Consider the following 15,690-nt stretch of genomic DNA (forward strand, 5'->3'; position numbering starts at 1 on the left):
GGCGAACAGGCGCCTAAGATCAACGTTGGCTGAATAATATTTGCCAACCCGGCAGGCTGCCTGACAGGTTATCTGGCGAGTACCAAACATAATTGGCCGCACTGAGGGCATCATCTTCAAATATCTGACCACCAGTAGTTTGGGTGAACAAATCATAGGTGATCAGACATGAGGCGTGTCACGGCAACTGTGTAAGCCAGAGGTGTACCAAGATCGACTCGCTGGTTTGGCGGCCGGGAAGGACATCGAGTGACACAGGACACATCGTCTCGTCGGGGTGACGAGGCGGCATCGCGGCGGCTCGCGGACGCGTTCTCGCCGTCCACGATTGACGCGTTGCTGAAGGACGCGAAATCCGCTGGCACGCCGATCGATGGCGTGGACGGCCTGCTGAATCAGATGACCAAGGCTGTGCTGGAACGCGCTTTGCAGGCCGAGTTGACCGACCATTTGGGCTATGACGCCGGTGACCCCGCCGGTCAGGGGTCCGGCAATTCCCGTAACGGAAAGTCCCGGAAAACGGTGTCGACCACGAACGGCCCGGTCGATATCGAGGTGCCGCGTGACCGGAATGGCTCGTTTGAGCCGGCGATCGTGCCGAAACGGTCACGGCGGATCGGCAATATCGATGACATGATCCTGTCGCTCTATTCGCGGGGGATGACGACCCGTGATATCGAGGCGCATCTGCGTGAAGTGTATGGCGTGAACGCGTCCCGGGAATTGATCTCGAATGTCACCGAGGTGGTGGTCGATGAGATCAAGGCGTGGCAATCACGTCCGTTGGACGAGGTGTATCCGATCCTCTATGTCGACGGAATCCGGATCCGGGTGAAGGACAACGGAGTCGTCACCACCAAGGTCGCCTACCTGGCCATCGGCGTCGACGTGGACGGCCGCAAGCACGCTTTGGGCTGCTGGATTCAGGACACCGAGGGCGCGAAGTTCTGGCAGAAGATCCTGTCCGATCTGCGTAATCGAGGCGTCAAGGACATCCTCATCGCCTGCTGCGACGGCCTGACCGGCCTGCCTGACGCGATTCACGCGATCTTCCCGGACACCGTCGTGCAGACCTGCGTCGTGCACGTCATCCGCAACGCGATGCGATTCGTGTCCTACAGTGACCGCAAGAAAATCGTCAGGGCGATGAAAGAAATCTACACCGCACCCACCCTCGAAGCCGCCGAACTCGGACTGGCAGAATTCGACAGGCAATTCGGCACGCAATACCCGGGCGCGATCGACGTGTGGCGCAACGCGTGGGACGAGTTCATCCCATTCCTGGACTACCCGCCCGAACTCCGCAAAATCGTCTACACCACCAACGCCATCGAATCTATCAACTTCCAACTCCGCAAAATCACGAAGAACCGTGGACACTTCCCAGACAAGGATGCTGCCATGAAGCTGCTCTATCTCGGACTCCGCAACATATCCAGTCAACGAGGAGGCGATTCCGGGACTGGAACACACGGCTGGAAAGTGGCACTCAACACACTGATCAACATCTTTGCCGGGCGCATACTTTTCTGATAACCTTCAAACGTAAGCAATCACCTCTGGCTTACACAAAAAACGTGACAGGCTCGTAGTCGTGGGTGCGCCGTTCGGGCGCACCCACGGTCATCGGCAGCACCGGCTGGGACCGGTCCAGGGCCTGCATCTGGCTTTTCTCGTCGACACAGAGCACCACCGCCTTCTCCGGCGGATGGTGATACAGCCCCACGACATCGACGACCTTCTCCACGAACATCGGATCCGTTGACAGCTTGAACCCGTCACTACGGTGCGGTTTCAGCTCGAACCGGCGCCAGATCCGCCCGACCGTCGACTCCGACACCCCGGCCCGCGCCGCCATCGACCGCCGCGACCAATGCGTGGCGTCCTTCGGCGTTTCCTCCAGCGTCGCGGTCACGATCTCCTCGACCTTGTCCAGCAATATCGACGGTGGACGGCCCGGCCGCGGCTCATCGACCAGACCATCCAACCGCAACCGCCGAAACCGCGCCCGCCACTTGGACACCGTGTTCTCCACCACGCCCAACTCGACCGCGACCTGCTTGTTCGTCGCTCCCGTCGCACACGCCAGCACAATCCGCGACCGCAACGCCAACGCCTGCGACGACGACCGCCGCCGCGACCACGCCACCAACTGCGCCCGCTCCTCCTCCGACAACACCAACTCCGCCTTCGGGCGACCAGTCCGAGCCATAACCAGCACCCTACGACTTAACACCCGAAATTCAGACGCACGACACTAGGTCATGACCGCCGCGGGGTAGCGGTTCCCGAGATCGGACGCGGCGAACGCGTCGAGCTCGAGGCGGGCGGCCTCGACGGTGGGCGCGGTGTAGATCGGTTCAGTGCGGCGGCGATCTTTCTGCGGTCGGTGTAGGACACGAACCGCATCGCCGCGCGGATCAGGTGGACCGTGCAGTTCTTCACGATCGCCTGCGACCAGATCACCTCGATGGCCTAGGGGAATCCGGTGAGGTCGTCGCAGCACACGATCAACACGTCCGGCGATTCCGCGGTTGCGCAGCTCGGCGCCGACCCCGGCCCAGAACTTCGCCCCCTCGGTGGCCTGGACCCAGACCCCCAGCACATGCCTCACGCCGTCCAGATCGACACCGACGGCGATGTGAGCGGTCGTGTTGCGCACGGCGTGGTCATCGCGGACCTTCACGACCAGGGCGTCGAGGCAGACGATCGAGTAGATCTCGTCCTGCGGCCGCGTCTGCCCTGCCTCAGCCTCGTCGAACACAGCATCGGTGATCTCCGAGATCGCGCCATGGGAGAGCCCCGTGCCCAGCGTCCGCGCCAGATGATGGCTGATATCGCGGACCGTCATGCCACCGGTCCCGAGGAGTGGCCAGCTCCACGTCGCCGACCTCGGTCGACACCGCCTTCGGCGTCGATCCAATACGCGAGTTGCCGGTCAACCGACCAGCCGGATCCCCTTTCTCATACCCAAATGACCCGTGAGCTCAGCCTGCAGGCCACGCTCGAGGACAGCTTTCACCAGCTCAGGCCGCAACCCGCCCTCCCCGGTCAACGCCACTATCCACTTGGACATGAGGTGATCCAGAAGGCCGGCATCGACCATGTCGCTGACCGCCCATCTGGCCGGCTCGACGTTCTCGTCAGTCACGAACAACTGTGTACTCCCTCAATCGACACAAGTCGATCCCATACACAGAACATCAGACACGCCCCGGTCGACCGTGCCCGACCGGTCGCCAAGCACCACATGCTGACCGAGGGCGGCGGAATCCCGCTGGCGGCCATGCTGACCGGCGGCAACCGCCACGACATTACCCAGCTGGAACCGCTGCGCGAGGCGGTGTCGACGGTGTGGGCCGACGTGGGCGTCCCGCCGGCGTCCGAAGACGATCTATGTCGACCGTGCCTACGACCACGACAAGTACCGCAGACGCTTGCGTGCCAAGGAAATCGCCACCCGAACCGCCCGCCGTGGAAATCCCCACAGCTCCGGACTCGGCCGAACCCGCCGGGGTCGTGGAACGCGCCATTCCGTGGTACCACGGAATGAAACAGCTATATGTCCGCTGGAAACGCCGCGACAACATCCACGAAACCTTCCGCACCCTCGCCACCTGCAACATCTGCCACCCCCACCTCGACAGATTCTGCTAACACCTCTAAGGCTGCTCCTGCGCCGACTTGGTCGGCAGCACACCGCTGGTCACCGCAGTAACCACGACGAAGTTGATAGCACGTGCGAGGAATTTGCTGCGGCAGGTCGACGTCTGCCGCGCACGGGCGACGGCCATTACTCGCGATCGGCTTCCTCCCGCCTGAGCACAGTGTCCACACCACCGCTCGTCGCACGTCATTGCAACGTGTCCTGCTCAGTGCTTCCGGTTGCCGGACGGCTTGCCCTTCGCGGCGTCTGCGTCGGGTGCCGGGCGGGGACGCTCGCCGCGGCCGCGTACGTCTTCTGCTTGCGCAGCTCCGCCGACAGCGCCTCGTTCTTGCGGCGCGCTTCGACACGGCCGGCCTGCTGCCGGTACTTCGGGTCCCGCATCTTGAAGTCGACCAGCAGCGGGGTGGCCAGCGCGAGCGAGGACAGCACGCCGACGCTGGTGCCGGTCAGCTGCACCAGCGCCAGGTCCTGGAGCGTGCCCGAACCCAGCAGCAGGAAGCCGACGATGAGCAGGCCAAGGATCGGCAGCATCGCGATGACCGCGGTGTTGATTGACCGCATCAGGGTCTGGTTCAGCGACAGGTTGGCCGCCTCGCCGTAGGTGCGGCGGGTGAGCCCGAGCAGGCCGCGGGTGTTCTCGCGGACCTTGTCGAACACCACCACCGTGTCGTAGAGCGAGAATCCGAGAATCGTCAGCAGGCCGATCACGGTCGCGGGCGTGACCTCGAAGCCGACCAGCGAGTACACCCCGGCCGTGACCACGATGTCGTGCAGCAGCGAGAGCAGTGCCGCTGCGGCCATCCGCAGGTCGAAGTAGACCGCCAGGAAGATCGTGACCGCGACGAGGAACACCGCGAGCGCGATCAGGGCCTGCTGCGAGATCTCACCACCCCAGGACGCGCTCACCGCACTGTCGCTGATGGCCTGCGCGTCGGCCTTGCCGTTGCTGCCGATCGGCGCCAGGTGCTTCGTGATCTCCTGCTTGACCTTGTACACCTGGGCGGCGTCGAGCGTCTCGGACCGGATCTGGATCGTCGTCGCGGCACCGGTGCCGACCCGCTGTACCTTTGGTTGATCAGACGAATTCTGGAGTGCGGAGTGAAACACTGCCTGCGCCTGGTTTTCGGTGATCGGGCCGTGCGTGCCGTGGGCAGGCAGCTGGATCTGCGTCCCTCCCTCGAACTCGATGCCGAGGTTGAAGCCGCGGATCGCCATCGACCCGATGCTCACCAGCATCAGCGCGATGAAGAAAATGTACCAGCGCTTGCGCACGCCGACGACGTCGAAGGCGCCGGTGCCGACGTGGAGCCGGTGGAAGATGCTGTCCTTCTTGGCCGACGCGGGCTTGGTGGCCTCGGCGTCCGTGCCCAGATCGTCAACGTCCACGTCAGGCCTCCTTCACGTGCGCGCGACCGACGCGGGTCGGCTTTCGCTGCGAACCCAGCTGCTGCACGGCACCGAGGCCGAGGTGCTTCGGGTTGGACAGAAACTTCGATTTCGATGTCGAAACCATCGCGACCAGCGGATGCGTGACGAGGTAGACCACCACGAGGTCGAGCACGGTAGACATACCGAGGGTGAAGGCGAAGCCCTGCACGTCGCCGACCGCGATCATGTACAGGATCGCCGCCGCCAGGAAGCTCACACCGTCGGAGGCCAGGATCGTGCGCCGCGCGCGGGCCCAGCCTCGTGGCACGGCGGAACGGAATGTTCTGCCTTCGCGGATCTCGTCCTTTAGTCGTTCGAAGTAGATGACGAACGAGTCCGCCGTGATCCCGATGGCGATGATCAGGCCGGCGACGCCCGCGAGGTCGAGGGTGTAGCCGATCCAGCGGCCCAGCAGCACCAGCACCGCGTAGACCAGCAAACCGGACAGGCCGAGCGAAAGGATCGTGAGGATGCCGAGCAGCCGGTAGTAGAACAGGCAGTAGATGAACACCACCAGCAGGCCGATGCCGCCCGCGGTCAGGCCGGCCTGCAGCGAGGCGAGGCCGAGCGTTGCCGACACGGTCGTTGCGTCCGAGGAGGCGAACGACAGCGGCAGCGAGCCGTACTTGAGGATGTCGGACAGCTGTTTCGCCTCGGTCTGGGTGAACTTGCCGGTGATCTGGGTGTTGCCGTCGAGTATCGCGACCTGGATGTTCGGCGCCGACACGACGTTGGTGTCGAGCACGAACGCCGCCTGCTGATTGGTGTTCTTCGACGTGAAGTCGGCCCAGACCTTGGTGCCCTCGCCCTTGAACGAGAGGTTCACGACCCACTGGCCGCGCTGCTGGTCGTAGCCGGAGGACGCGTTGGAGATCTCGGTGCCGGGGAGGAATTCTGGCTCTAGCAGGTACTTGTTCGTGTCCTTGTCACCACAGGCGACCAGTGGCAGTTTCGGGTCGTCGTTGCCGACGAGCGGGTCCTTCGCGTTCGGCGTGCAGTTCAGTGAGGCGAACGCTTTCTCCACCGCGGCCTTCCGTGCGGCCTGTGCGGCCGGGTCGCTGGGGTTGGCGGGGGCCAGCGCAGGGTTCTGCCGGATCGCCTTGGCTTCCTGGATCTCCTTCGCGGCCTGTGCGTCGATCGATCCGTCGGGCTGCTGCGGCGCGGGTGCCTGCGACGACGGTGGCGGGGCCGGCGTGGAGCTCTGCTGCCGCGCGGGGGCTCCGACAGTGCCGCCCCCACCGGGCTTGGTGCTCGGGGCGCCGCCCGAAGCGGGCGGCGGGGTCGCGTTCGAGGAGGGCGCGCCCGACGCCGGGGGCTCGCCCGGCCGCGAAGCGGGCAGCTGGCCCGGCTGCTGTGCCACCGGCTGCGACGCCACGACCTTGCGAAAACTGAGCTTCGCCTGCTGCGCCAGGTTCTTCGCCTCGGCGCCCTGCTCTCCTGGAACGGTGATGACAATGTTGTTGCCGTCGAGGACCACCTCTGTACCGCTTACACCGATTCCCTTCGCGCGCTGGTCAATCATCTGGCGCGCCAACTCCAACGAGCTTTTCTCCGGAGTCCCCTCCGCGACGCGTGCCGTCAATGTCACCCGCGTGCCACCCTGCAGATCGATACCTAGCCGCGGAACCGGCTTGCCGCCGCCGGTGAAGAACACCAGCGCGTACAACACCACCACGATCAGCGCAAACAAGGCGAGTAACCGCGCTGGGTGAGAATATCTACTTGACTTTGCCATGGTTCTACAACCTCACGCTCGGAACGCCTGTATCACTAACCGCCTCCGTGAGCCGCTACCGACGCGCGTGGTTACGTCGCACTCGGTAGTACAGAGGCCGCCGCGTCCCTGCAGGCATCGTGGTGCTGGTGAATTTCACCGGGGCGCGGACGGTGCCGTCTTGCGGGAGGAAGGAGAGTCCGAGGTTGGAGAGTGCGGCATCGTAAGTCTCCTTCGGGTCGACGATTGCGATGTCGGATCACTTTCGCAGCCCCCAATACAATTATTCGCGTAGTCGCCGATAAAACGCCGCTGTGTCGCGCGCCAAATCATTTATTCGAAATTCGCGCGCAGTCACCTTCCTGGATCTTCAGTGGATTGTTGCCGTGAATACAATCACTATCCCCTGGGTTACTCCATTAGTCACCACAGTCATGGCGAAGTCGTGATAAAATCACGCCCAAACTCGCCCGCGGTCACGGTTGTGCGCCCAGTGAAGCCCTACGTCGACTCATCTGCTGACCATGGTTCGTACGTGCGACTCTAGCCGTGTCCACGTCGATGTCTTGCCCGTTGATGGCTGCGACCCTCGGTGGACTTCTGCGCCGGAGTATGTGGTTGGTAGGTGCGCCGGGCCCTCAGTCCAGTCTGCTGGGAGTCTGTCCCGGACCCGTGACGGGCGGCCAGTGCTTGAGCCCGGTTTGGGAAGGGCATTCTCGGGCTTCCCGGAGGTGGGTGAGGACCGCGGACGTGTGATTCGTCCGAGGGATCACGGAGTTCCTGGATTACGACGGCGCCGTCCTTGCCGTCTTGTCCGTGGGCGCCGACTTTGCCGGGCTTGCCTTGGCGGTCGAGCGTGCAACTGGTGCCGCTACTGCCCCGCGTGCCGCCGTCACCACCCTTTCTGCCTGCCCCGAAAGCATAGGTAGCTGCGCCGATGGTATGGCTTGTTGGGGCCCGACGGCGCCGGGGAGGCCAGCTTTGCCGCGTTGCTTTGTGACGTCCTTCGCCGTCAACGGGGAACTGGCGCGGCAATTGAAGTCGGGAGCCGGCGGGGGAGCGGGGCCGGGCTCCCCGCCACCTTCGCCTCCGGCTCCCCTATTGGCCCTGATTCTTACTGTCACCGAGGTGGTCGCCGACAAGATCGCACTGCGGCAGACGCGGCCGCTGGACGAGGGTATTCTCGATTCTCTAGGTCGACGGCATCCGCCTGCGGATCAAGGATAAGGGCGTGGTGACCACCAAGGCCACCTCCCTGGCTCGTCGGCGTGGACGTCGACGGCCGCAAGCACGCCCTCGGCCTGTCGATCGCCGACAATGAAGCCGCGAAGTTCTGGGCCAAGGTCGCCACCGACCTGCGCAACCGTGGCCCGCGGGGCATCCTGATCACCTGCTGCGACGGGCTGACCGGGGCAGGGCCGACCCGTTACGTCATTCTGCTCCGGCATTGGCCAGCATCACCGCGAGGGTGAAGACCGGGCCAACGGCTATCGTCCAGCGCAGCCGATCCCCGGCGGCGAAGAAGCCAGCGAACTCGGCCCACCGGGAGAGGCGTTCGCGCGTCGCCGGTACGGCCGGCTAGTGGAGTGGGCGACCGCGGCCAGCGGGATTAGATACACCGCGCTCTGCATCAGCAGAGTGGATGCTCAACCGAAGGCAGCATAGACCAGCAGCGCCGCACCGGAGCCGATGACGACGGAGACGCTGGCCGCGCCGGCCTGGAGGCCGTTGGCGATCCCGCGCTCGTCCTGCCGCAGCAGGACGGCGCCAACCAGTTGATCGCTGTGTCGTGCAACGCCGACATGGCCAGTACCACGGTTATCGCGACCGACACTGCGGCGAGATGCCTCTGTGGATCCCAGGCCGCATACGCGGCGAGGACCACCACAAGGGCGACTGGCGTGTCGATCAGCCAGCCACGGTAGCGGCCGAACCGCTTGCTGCCGACTCGGTCGATCAGCGGACCAAGCGCGTGTCGGGCGACCACTTGGCGTGGGGGTTTTCCTCCGCCTCGACGGTCTTCTCGGTCTCGCTCACAGAAAACTCCCTGGTCGTCTCAGCCCGCCAGTGTAGGCCCGTCCCGTTCCCGGGTTTCAGGCAGTCCGGTTCCGCGAACGCAGTCTGGGGATGACCGACACCAGTGTCGCCAGCAGGAAGCCGAAGCCGACGATCCAGAAAACCGCGGCGCTGTCGAACAACGTCACCGAGACGGCGCCGAACGCGAGCAGGCCGGCCCACAAGTAGATGAGCAGTACCGCGCGGCGCTGGGAGTGGCCGATCTCCAGCAGGCGGTGGTGCAGGTGCATCTTGTCCGCGGCGAACGGGCTCTCGCCTCGCCGGGTGCGGCGGATGACCGCCATGATCAGGTCGAGCAGCGGTACGAAAAGGACGGCGGCGACCACGACGAGCGGCGAGAGCAGCGCGAGCGCGTCCTTACCGCTGAACTGCGGGTACGGCACGCGGCCCGACGCGGACGTCGTCGCGCCGGCCAGCATGAGCCCGATCATCATCGAACCCGAGTCGCCCATGAAGATCTTCGCGGGCTGGAAGTTGTACGGCAGGAAACCCAGACAGGCCCCGGCGAGCGTGGCCGCGATGAGCGCGGGCGGGTACGCGCCGACGTCGCCGCCTGAGGAGTCGAGCAGGCCGAGGGAGAAGGAGCAGGTCGCCGCGGCGGCGATGAAGCCGAGGCCGCCGGCGAGCCCGTCGAGTCCGTCGACGAAGTTCATCGCGTTGACCATGACGACCACCAGCACGACGGTCAGCAGCGCGCCCTGGTTCTTGTCCAGCACGAGCACCTGGCCGAAGGATCCGTCGCCGCCTCCCCACGGCACCCAGAACGACACCCACTGCACGCCGAAGATCACCAGGATCCCGGCGCACATGACCTGGCCCGCCAGCTTCGTCCAGGCGTCCAGTTCGAACCGGTCGTCGAGCGCGCCGATCAGGGAGATCACGCCCGCGGCGAGCAGGACGCCCAGCGAGTCGAAGGAGAAGTCGAAGCCGCGGCTCAGCGCGGGCAGCTGGTGCGCGAGCCCCATCGCGGCGGCGACGCCGAGGAAGATGCCGATGCCGCCCATCCGCGGGATCGGGGTGACGTGGACGTCGCGGGCCCGCGGGTTCGCGATCGCGCCGATCCGGATGGCGAACCGCCGCACGACTCCGGTGAGCAGGAAGGTAACGGCCGCCGCGGTGAGGGCGACGAGGATGTACTCCTGGATCGGGAGGTTTTGCGTAGGAGGCATGATGCGTTACGCCGCCGAGGTCCAAGTCACTCGAACACGCTACCGCGCTGGCAACACGCCGCAAACGATCAGGCGCGACCGGATGGGAGCGACAGTCGTGCCAGAGCCCCAGGCTCGACAAGCCCGGTATCCGGGTAGAACTCTGGCGTGGAGTGCACGCGTGTGTCTGTTGTCGTACTCAGTCTGGCTCATTCTGGCGCTGCCGTCGTCGTCACGGGTTCGCAGCCCAGGCTCCGTGGCCAGCCACTCCGAAACATCTAACTAAGGTCGCCTAACTATACCTTCGAACTTAATCCTCAAGTCAGCTTGACGTCAAATGGACCGATGAGCGATCCACTTGGCGTCTCGATCGGCGACGCTGCTGCCCTCCGCGACATCGCCCCGTCGGCGTTGAGATAGTGGAGTCCCAACGGGCGCTCCCTGACCCGCCGCGCGTCAGCGGCCCGTAACATGCTCGATCGACCTCGTCTCGTCGAGGCAGGTCTGAGGGTAAATACCTGGGCGGGTCGTGTTGATTGGACGGTCGCCTTGTCAACACGTCGTGCGCAAGGGGTAGTCATGCCGCCGATCGGGTAAACGATCGGTAAGGTCATCAGTACTGCGCTGGCGCAGCGCTTTCGCTCGACTTGGTGAAAGGCTCTCTCCATGGCTCAGAAGGTTCTTGTCGAAATTGTCGATGACCTCGATGGCGGTGAAGCCACGCAGACCGTGCCCTTCGCACTCGATGGTGTCCAGTACGAGATCGACCTGTCCGACGAGAATGCCCATGCCCTGCGCGCCGTATTCGAGCAGTATGTCGAGGCAGGCACGCGTACCGGCGGCCGTAAGATCCGCGTCGCCATCGGTCAGTCCACGACGACGGGAACCGGCCGTCCGGCGGCGCCAGTCGACCGTGAGCGCAACCAGCAGGTGCGCGCCTGGGCGGCTGAGAACGGCTACGCGATCGCTGACCGCGGCCGGATCCCGAGCGAGATCTACGAAGCGTTCAACGACGCCGAGTCAGCTGTCTCGCAGCCTGTCGACGTCGAAGCGGAGCCGGTCGAGGAGGCGCCGGTGAAGCCGGTGCGTAAGCGGGCTCCGCGGAAGAAGAAGTCTGACAGCTGAACCTTGTGAGAGACCTTGGTACTCGTCGCTGTTAGGCGAGAAGATCGAATTCTCCAGCATGGACACCTTTTGCGAACGCGTCCGACTCGACGGCGTGAAACACGAGGGGCTGGCCATCCGCATTCGAGGGTTGGCGCACCACGGTGTAAGTGGCCTTCAAGCTCGTCTTGGTCCACGCCGCTGTGCTCAGGTCCACCTCAGGGCGCACGTGGACCTTGTTGTCGAGTGGTCTGCTCATACTTCCCCTCGCGTCATCGAGTTGGTCTGTCATGAATGCCAACCTTCAGCGATGGCGGGACCTGGCATGGTCTCGTAGCCAGGCCTCGCCATCGCTGGATCAGTTTGCGTGCTAGTTGTCGTCACGTCGGACGGTCTCGAGAAGGCCGTTCCACGCTTCCGGGGAAAGGAGGAACGTGCCTCCTTCCGGATCGCCGTTGTCCCGCACATAGGTAACGCGGCTGCCTGGCCTCCTGCCCGGTTCGACGCAGTCCGTCTTGTTGACGTCCTCGCCGGAGTAGGTGCTCTTGCGCCAGAGCACGCCTTCCACCGTACAGCGCATGCGGCTTGCCTCGAACGCGCTCTCCACGCGCAGACACTGCTGGGTTGGCAGGTCGAGGCTGTGGCCGAGGTTCGCGTGCCTTTCGGGTGATCCGGACATCGTCGAGCGGATCATTGCCCGGCAAAAGCACCACTGCCAGGGAGATCGGAGCCAAGTCCCACGGCGCTCAAGGACAGGGTCGGCCCGGTCGGCTGGACCGGCGCGACCGGGACGCCGACCAAGCTGCTCCTCGTGCGGCACGGCCAGACGGCGATGTCGGTCGAGAAGCGCTACTCCGGCCGCGGCGACGTGCCCCTCACCGAGCACGGCAAACAGCAGGCTGCCGCCGCCGCGAAACGCCTCGGCGCGATGGAGGGCCTGGCCGGGTCGAGACCCACCCGGGGCTGATCGAGACCGACTTCGGCGACTGGGAAGGCCTCACCTTCACAGAGGCGATGGAGCGCGACCCCGAATTCCAGACCAGCTGGCTTTCCGATACCTCGATCGCGCGCCGGGCGGCGAAAGCTTCGACGGCGTGCACCGGCGGGTCCGCAAGGCCCGCGACGAACTGATCGCGAAGTACGGCGGGCGGACGCTCGTGCTGGTCAGCCATGTCACGCCGATCAAGGCCCTGCTGAGGATGGGCCTGGACGCCGGGCCGTCGCTGCTGTTCCGCCTGCACCTCGACCTGGCGTCGCTCTCGATCGTCGAGTTCTATCCGGACGGCAACGCGTCGGTGCGGTTGGTGAACGACATCTCGCATCTGTCCTAGCCGGGAATGTGGCGCGGATCACGCCTGGATATGACGTGTCGAAGGCCCGTCCTCTAAACGCGGAGTTGCGTGTGCATGGAGCGCAACGAGAGGACTTAAATGCGGCGGGGGTGAGGGTGAGGGGGCCAAGGGGCCGAGGTGACCAGGGGTTCCGGAGTGGCGGCGCCCCGGTCCAGGTCCGCCTCCTTGGCCCGGATCATCGGCAGCACGTGCTTCCCGAAGTACTCGACGTCCTCCATGTAGTGCAGGAAGCCGAGCAGCAGCCCATCTACGCCTTCACCACCCACCAGGCGAGTTTGCTGTGGCTCGGTCCGCTGTTCGGTGCCTTCACCGCTGTAGCTCGGTTTGTCACGGTCATGATGGTCCTTGTCATTGGTCTCGTGTTCCTGTTTGGGTTCGGGAATGTGTTGAACTTGGCACTGAAGCTGCAGGTACCGGTGTTCGTGGCGCCGCTGGTGGTGCAGGCTGTTGATTTGACGGTGCTGGGGTTGCTCGTCGGTACGCGGCATCTGGCGTTGTTCGGGGCCAGCGATGACGTGTTGCGGTCAGCGCGACGACTGCTGCTGGCGGCGAGCGCGGTGACTCTGCTGCTGAACGTTGCTGACCCGGTATGCGCTGGTCCATGGGGTAAGGCGGCGTTCGACGCGGTCGGCCCACTCCTGTTGATCGGATGGGCTGAGACGTGCCCTGGCCTGCTCCGCGCTCTGAGTGCGGTAAATAGTCCTGGATGAGGAGAGCAGTCCAACTCCACAGCGTCGAAGGACAACGGCGCCGAGCTGGAGGTGCGCGGGCCAAGGTCCTTGCGCCCTGATCAGCAGGTGGACGCGGCGCACGGCCGGCCCGGTGATCTCGACGAGGAACTCGTTGAGCGGGCTCGTCTCGCCGATGCCGAACACTGGCGACGTTATCAGCGTCCGATATCCGCGGAGACTCTTCGCAGGCAGCTCAGGGTTGGTGCGACGACATCGCGGGCTCTGGTGGCGAAAGTCCGGTCGGAGTGTGGTCGGCAGGGCGCGACGAGCACGGAGTTGGAGGTCGCCTAGCTGTGGTGGCGTGTCCCGGGGCCCGGCTCTACTCGGTTTCCGTGGGCTTGGCGTCGGTGCCCCATCGGCCTGGTGCGCGCCTGGCTGTCGCGATCGGAGCGTTTTAGAGTGCGGTTGCCGTTGGTGGCGGTCCAGATTGCGGCGCCGGAGCTGATTACCGCTGCGGCGCCGGCGATCTAAGCGGGGTCCATCCGGGTTCCTCTATCGATGCTGGCCATGCGCCCGGCCGCGATTGGTAGGCGCGTGGCATTTTGCGCTGATTAATCAAGAGCGATACACCATGCGGAAGCCGTTCAGAGCATTGACCCGGTCGTGTCAGGCCGGGCCAGTATCCGGCGGTCTTGCAGCTCTAGCCAGTCGAACTGGTTCCCACGCCCGGCGGGAGCGCGATGATCGCCACGTCGCGGCCACGGGTGACCTGGCAGGGCTCGCAGAGCGGCCGCAGCTCATGGCGGCGTACCACCTGGGTAACGTCGAGCATCCACCTCGGTGACCTCGTCGAGCAGCGTCGAGGCTCACGGATTCGGATCGTCGGCTAACCGGGCGTGGCAGTAGGCGACGGCCGGCTTGAATGGGTCCTGGCTAGCTGGCTTCCGTCGGCCAGGTTGGCGCTCGCCGGACAGGTAGCCGCGAATCGTCTTGCGGTCGCGTCCGAGATGCTGGGTGATGGCCGAGATCGCCCCTTGATCGCCAGCACCTGAACTTCCGTGTCTTCCTCCAACGAGCGCATCCAGCCCTTTAGCGACGAGCCGCAGTGATCAACACCGAGAACCGCCGCCCGGACGGCCCTGACCAACGCAAACGGCGCGCCGACAAGACACCCTCAACCTGGGGGATTTCAGAAGCACAAGTGGGGACGTCGGAGAGTGCCCATACCGACGGCCTTGGCGTCGGCAGACTATGACTACAGCCAGTAGTTGGCATGGAGGCGACACGTGCTCACCCTGCTGACCGAGTACCTGAGGCGGTCAAACCCTTCGGCTGCTATCCGTTACGAGTCGCGTACGTTCTGCAATGTAATGATCAACATCGGCTGGCGTGCTTCCAGGCACCCGGCCTTATAGCCCCGGCGCATCGGCCCGCAGTTCACGCCCGACCGCCGGGGGACCGCGTCCAGCACAGCCGATCTCAATCCATTGGCCCGCCGCGTGTGTCGCGGCGACGACGCTCAACGGACGGCGCCGTCAGCCGTGCCGACTATCGCTTGTTGTTCAGGCCATCTATCGCCTGCACTTGGTCGTCACTCTGGCGTGCGGGGTGATCACGCTGTCAGGGAATCGACATCCTGTCGCTCGGATTGAAAGATCGCAGCGTGCCGATATTCGGCAGGTACTTTCAGGGAAAGCCGGTTCGCTACCCATGAACTTCGTGAAGAAGACCGTTGTCCCTACAGCGCTTGCCGTCGCTGCGATTGCTAATTGACCTGGTTGTTTGAAGATCGTACTGGTGAATTTCATTCAGTTTGGTTGCCGTCGCGTCGGATCACAATGCTTGATCAGGTGGTCCGGCTTGCGTTGGGCTGGCTGGTTCGTCAGGAACTAGGGACGATTTAATGGCGAAATTGCAGGTCGAACGAGGCCGACCGACACCGACTGAGAGCATGAGCGATCGCAAACATCCCAGCTAGATCGACTGAGACCGACTGAAAAGGACTCGAACCAGTTAACCGGAGGGTTCTTGGTTCGAGTCCGAGCGGGGTCGCAAAGCCCGCGCCTCCCGGCCTTGGCTTTTGTGTTTAGGGATCGGTCTGGCCCTTCCGGGGGCGGCTTGTGCCTTCTAAGGACCAACCCGCTCGCGCGGGGACGGCCACATGCCGGACGGTGTCGGCGAACGTCGCGAGGGACCAACCCCGCTCGCGCGGGGACGACACTAACTGACCTGGTCCTTTGAAGATCATACTGCTGGTTCTTGTTCAATTTGGTTGTCGTAACGTCCTCATGCTGATCATGACGTTGGCTCGAACCTCAGGGCATCGATTCGGCGAGTTCTCGCTCGAGGGTGTCCGCTTGTGGACGTGGGTTCGTTGGTGTCGTCGTTTGGGGTCTGACGGTGTGAGATGCCTCGCTCTTTCCGGACAGTTGACCCACTAAGGTGGGAGAGACTGGACGGAGAGATTGAGTGTCGCAGCGTCGACGGAAGTTCTCGCCTGAGTTCAAGGACGAGGCCGTGAAGATGGTTT

10 protein-coding genes and 4 pseudogenes are annotated in these 15,690 nt (G+C 64.4%); 6 read left to right on the top strand and 8 right to left on the bottom strand.

What is annotated here, in order from left to right:
• The first annotated feature begins 249 nt into the window (after window positions 1-249).
• Window positions 250-1,533, top strand: coding sequence for an IS256 family transposase (locus tag ACLARN_RS39900; protein ID WP_409496669.1), 1,284 nt, complete (start codon window positions 250-252; stop codon window positions 1,531-1,533).
• 55 nt (window positions 1,534-1,588) lie between these two features.
• Here the strand turns inward: ACLARN_RS39900 and ACLARN_RS39905 are convergent.
• Together ACLARN_RS39905 and ACLARN_RS39910 are read right to left on the bottom strand one after the other, a co-directional pair.
• A pseudogene (locus ACLARN_RS39905) lies at window positions 1,589-2,212 on the bottom strand (IS630 family transposase); the annotation flags it as partial.
• A 57-nt stretch (window positions 2,213-2,269) separates the two neighbouring features.
• Window positions 2,270-3,157, bottom strand: a pseudogene (locus ACLARN_RS39910) (transposase); the annotation flags it as partial.
• A gap of 317 nt (window positions 3,158-3,474) precedes the next feature.
• On the opposite strand from ACLARN_RS39910, the gene ACLARN_RS39915 reads away from it, so the two are divergent.
• On the top strand, window positions 3,475-3,657 hold the full coding sequence (locus ACLARN_RS39915; protein ID WP_409496670.1) for a hypothetical protein: 183 nt from the start codon (window positions 3,475-3,477) through the stop codon (window positions 3,655-3,657).
• Between the two features lie 196 nt (window positions 3,658-3,853).
• Here the strand turns inward: ACLARN_RS39915 and secF are convergent, their stop codons facing one another.
• Together secF and secD are read right to left on the bottom strand one after the other, a co-directional pair.
• Window positions 3,854-5,053 carry a protein translocase subunit SecF gene (secF, locus tag ACLARN_RS39920; protein WP_409496671.1) on the bottom strand — a complete coding sequence of 400 codons (1,200 nt, stop codon included), beginning with the start codon at window positions 5,051-5,053 and terminating at the stop codon, window positions 3,854-3,856.
• Window position 5,054: 1 nt separating this feature from the next.
• Window positions 5,055-6,830 (bottom strand): protein translocase subunit SecD, encoded by a 1,776-nt coding sequence (gene secD, locus ACLARN_RS39925; RefSeq protein ID WP_409496672.1) that lies wholly within the window; start codon window positions 6,828-6,830, stop codon window positions 5,055-5,057.
• A 1,247-nt stretch (window positions 6,831-8,077) separates the two neighbouring features.
• Between secD and ACLARN_RS39930 the strand changes: the two genes are divergently transcribed.
• A complete protein-coding gene (locus ACLARN_RS39930) occupies window positions 8,078-8,281 on the top strand; it encodes a transposase (RefSeq protein ID WP_409496673.1) in 204 nt (67 codons plus the stop codon).
• Between the two features lie 621 nt (window positions 8,282-8,902).
• Here ACLARN_RS39930 and ACLARN_RS39935 read toward each other — a convergent pair.
• Entirely contained in the window at window positions 8,903-10,054 is a 1,152-nt protein-coding gene (locus tag ACLARN_RS39935) for a glycosyltransferase family 4 protein (RefSeq protein ID WP_409496674.1), read from the bottom strand.
• Window positions 10,055-10,699: 645 nt separating this feature from the next.
• Here ACLARN_RS39935 and ACLARN_RS39940 point away from each other — a divergent pair.
• Window positions 10,700-11,158: a histone-like nucleoid-structuring protein Lsr2 gene (locus ACLARN_RS39940; RefSeq protein ID WP_409496675.1), complete on the top strand. Its 459-nt coding sequence runs from the start codon at window positions 10,700-10,702 to the stop codon at window positions 11,156-11,158.
• A 31-nt stretch (window positions 11,159-11,189) separates the two neighbouring features.
• Here ACLARN_RS39940 and ACLARN_RS39945 read toward each other — a convergent pair whose 3' ends face one another.
• Window positions 11,190-11,429 (bottom strand): DUF397 domain-containing protein, encoded by a 240-nt coding sequence (locus ACLARN_RS39945; protein WP_409496676.1) that lies wholly within the window; start codon window positions 11,427-11,429, stop codon window positions 11,190-11,192.
• A gap of 78 nt (window positions 11,430-11,507) precedes the next feature.
• A complete protein-coding gene (locus tag ACLARN_RS39950) occupies window positions 11,508-11,816 on the bottom strand; it encodes a DUF397 domain-containing protein (protein WP_409496677.1) in 309 nt (102 codons plus the stop codon).
• 153 nt (window positions 11,817-11,969) lie between these two features.
• On the opposite strand from ACLARN_RS39950, the pseudogene ACLARN_RS39955 reads away from it, so the two are divergent.
• Window positions 11,970-12,468, top strand: a pseudogene (locus tag ACLARN_RS39955) (histidine phosphatase family protein).
• A 95-nt stretch (window positions 12,469-12,563) separates the two neighbouring features.
• Here ACLARN_RS39955 and ACLARN_RS39960 read toward each other — a convergent pair.
• Window positions 12,564-12,743, bottom strand: a pseudogene (locus ACLARN_RS39960) (hypothetical protein); the annotation flags it as partial.
• Here ACLARN_RS39960 and ACLARN_RS39965 point away from each other — a divergent pair.
• Window positions 12,678-13,199 (top strand): hypothetical protein, encoded by a 522-nt coding sequence (locus tag ACLARN_RS39965; protein WP_409496679.1) that lies wholly within the window; start codon window positions 12,678-12,680, stop codon window positions 13,197-13,199. The pseudogene ACLARN_RS39960 and the gene ACLARN_RS39965 sit on opposite strands and share 66 nt — an antisense overlap.
• The last annotated feature ends 2,491 nt before the right edge of the window (window positions 13,200-15,690 follow it).

The organism is Amycolatopsis sp. cmx-11-12 (assembly GCF_046269425.1).
Lineage (GTDB): Bacteria > Actinomycetota > Actinomycetes > Mycobacteriales > Pseudonocardiaceae > Amycolatopsis.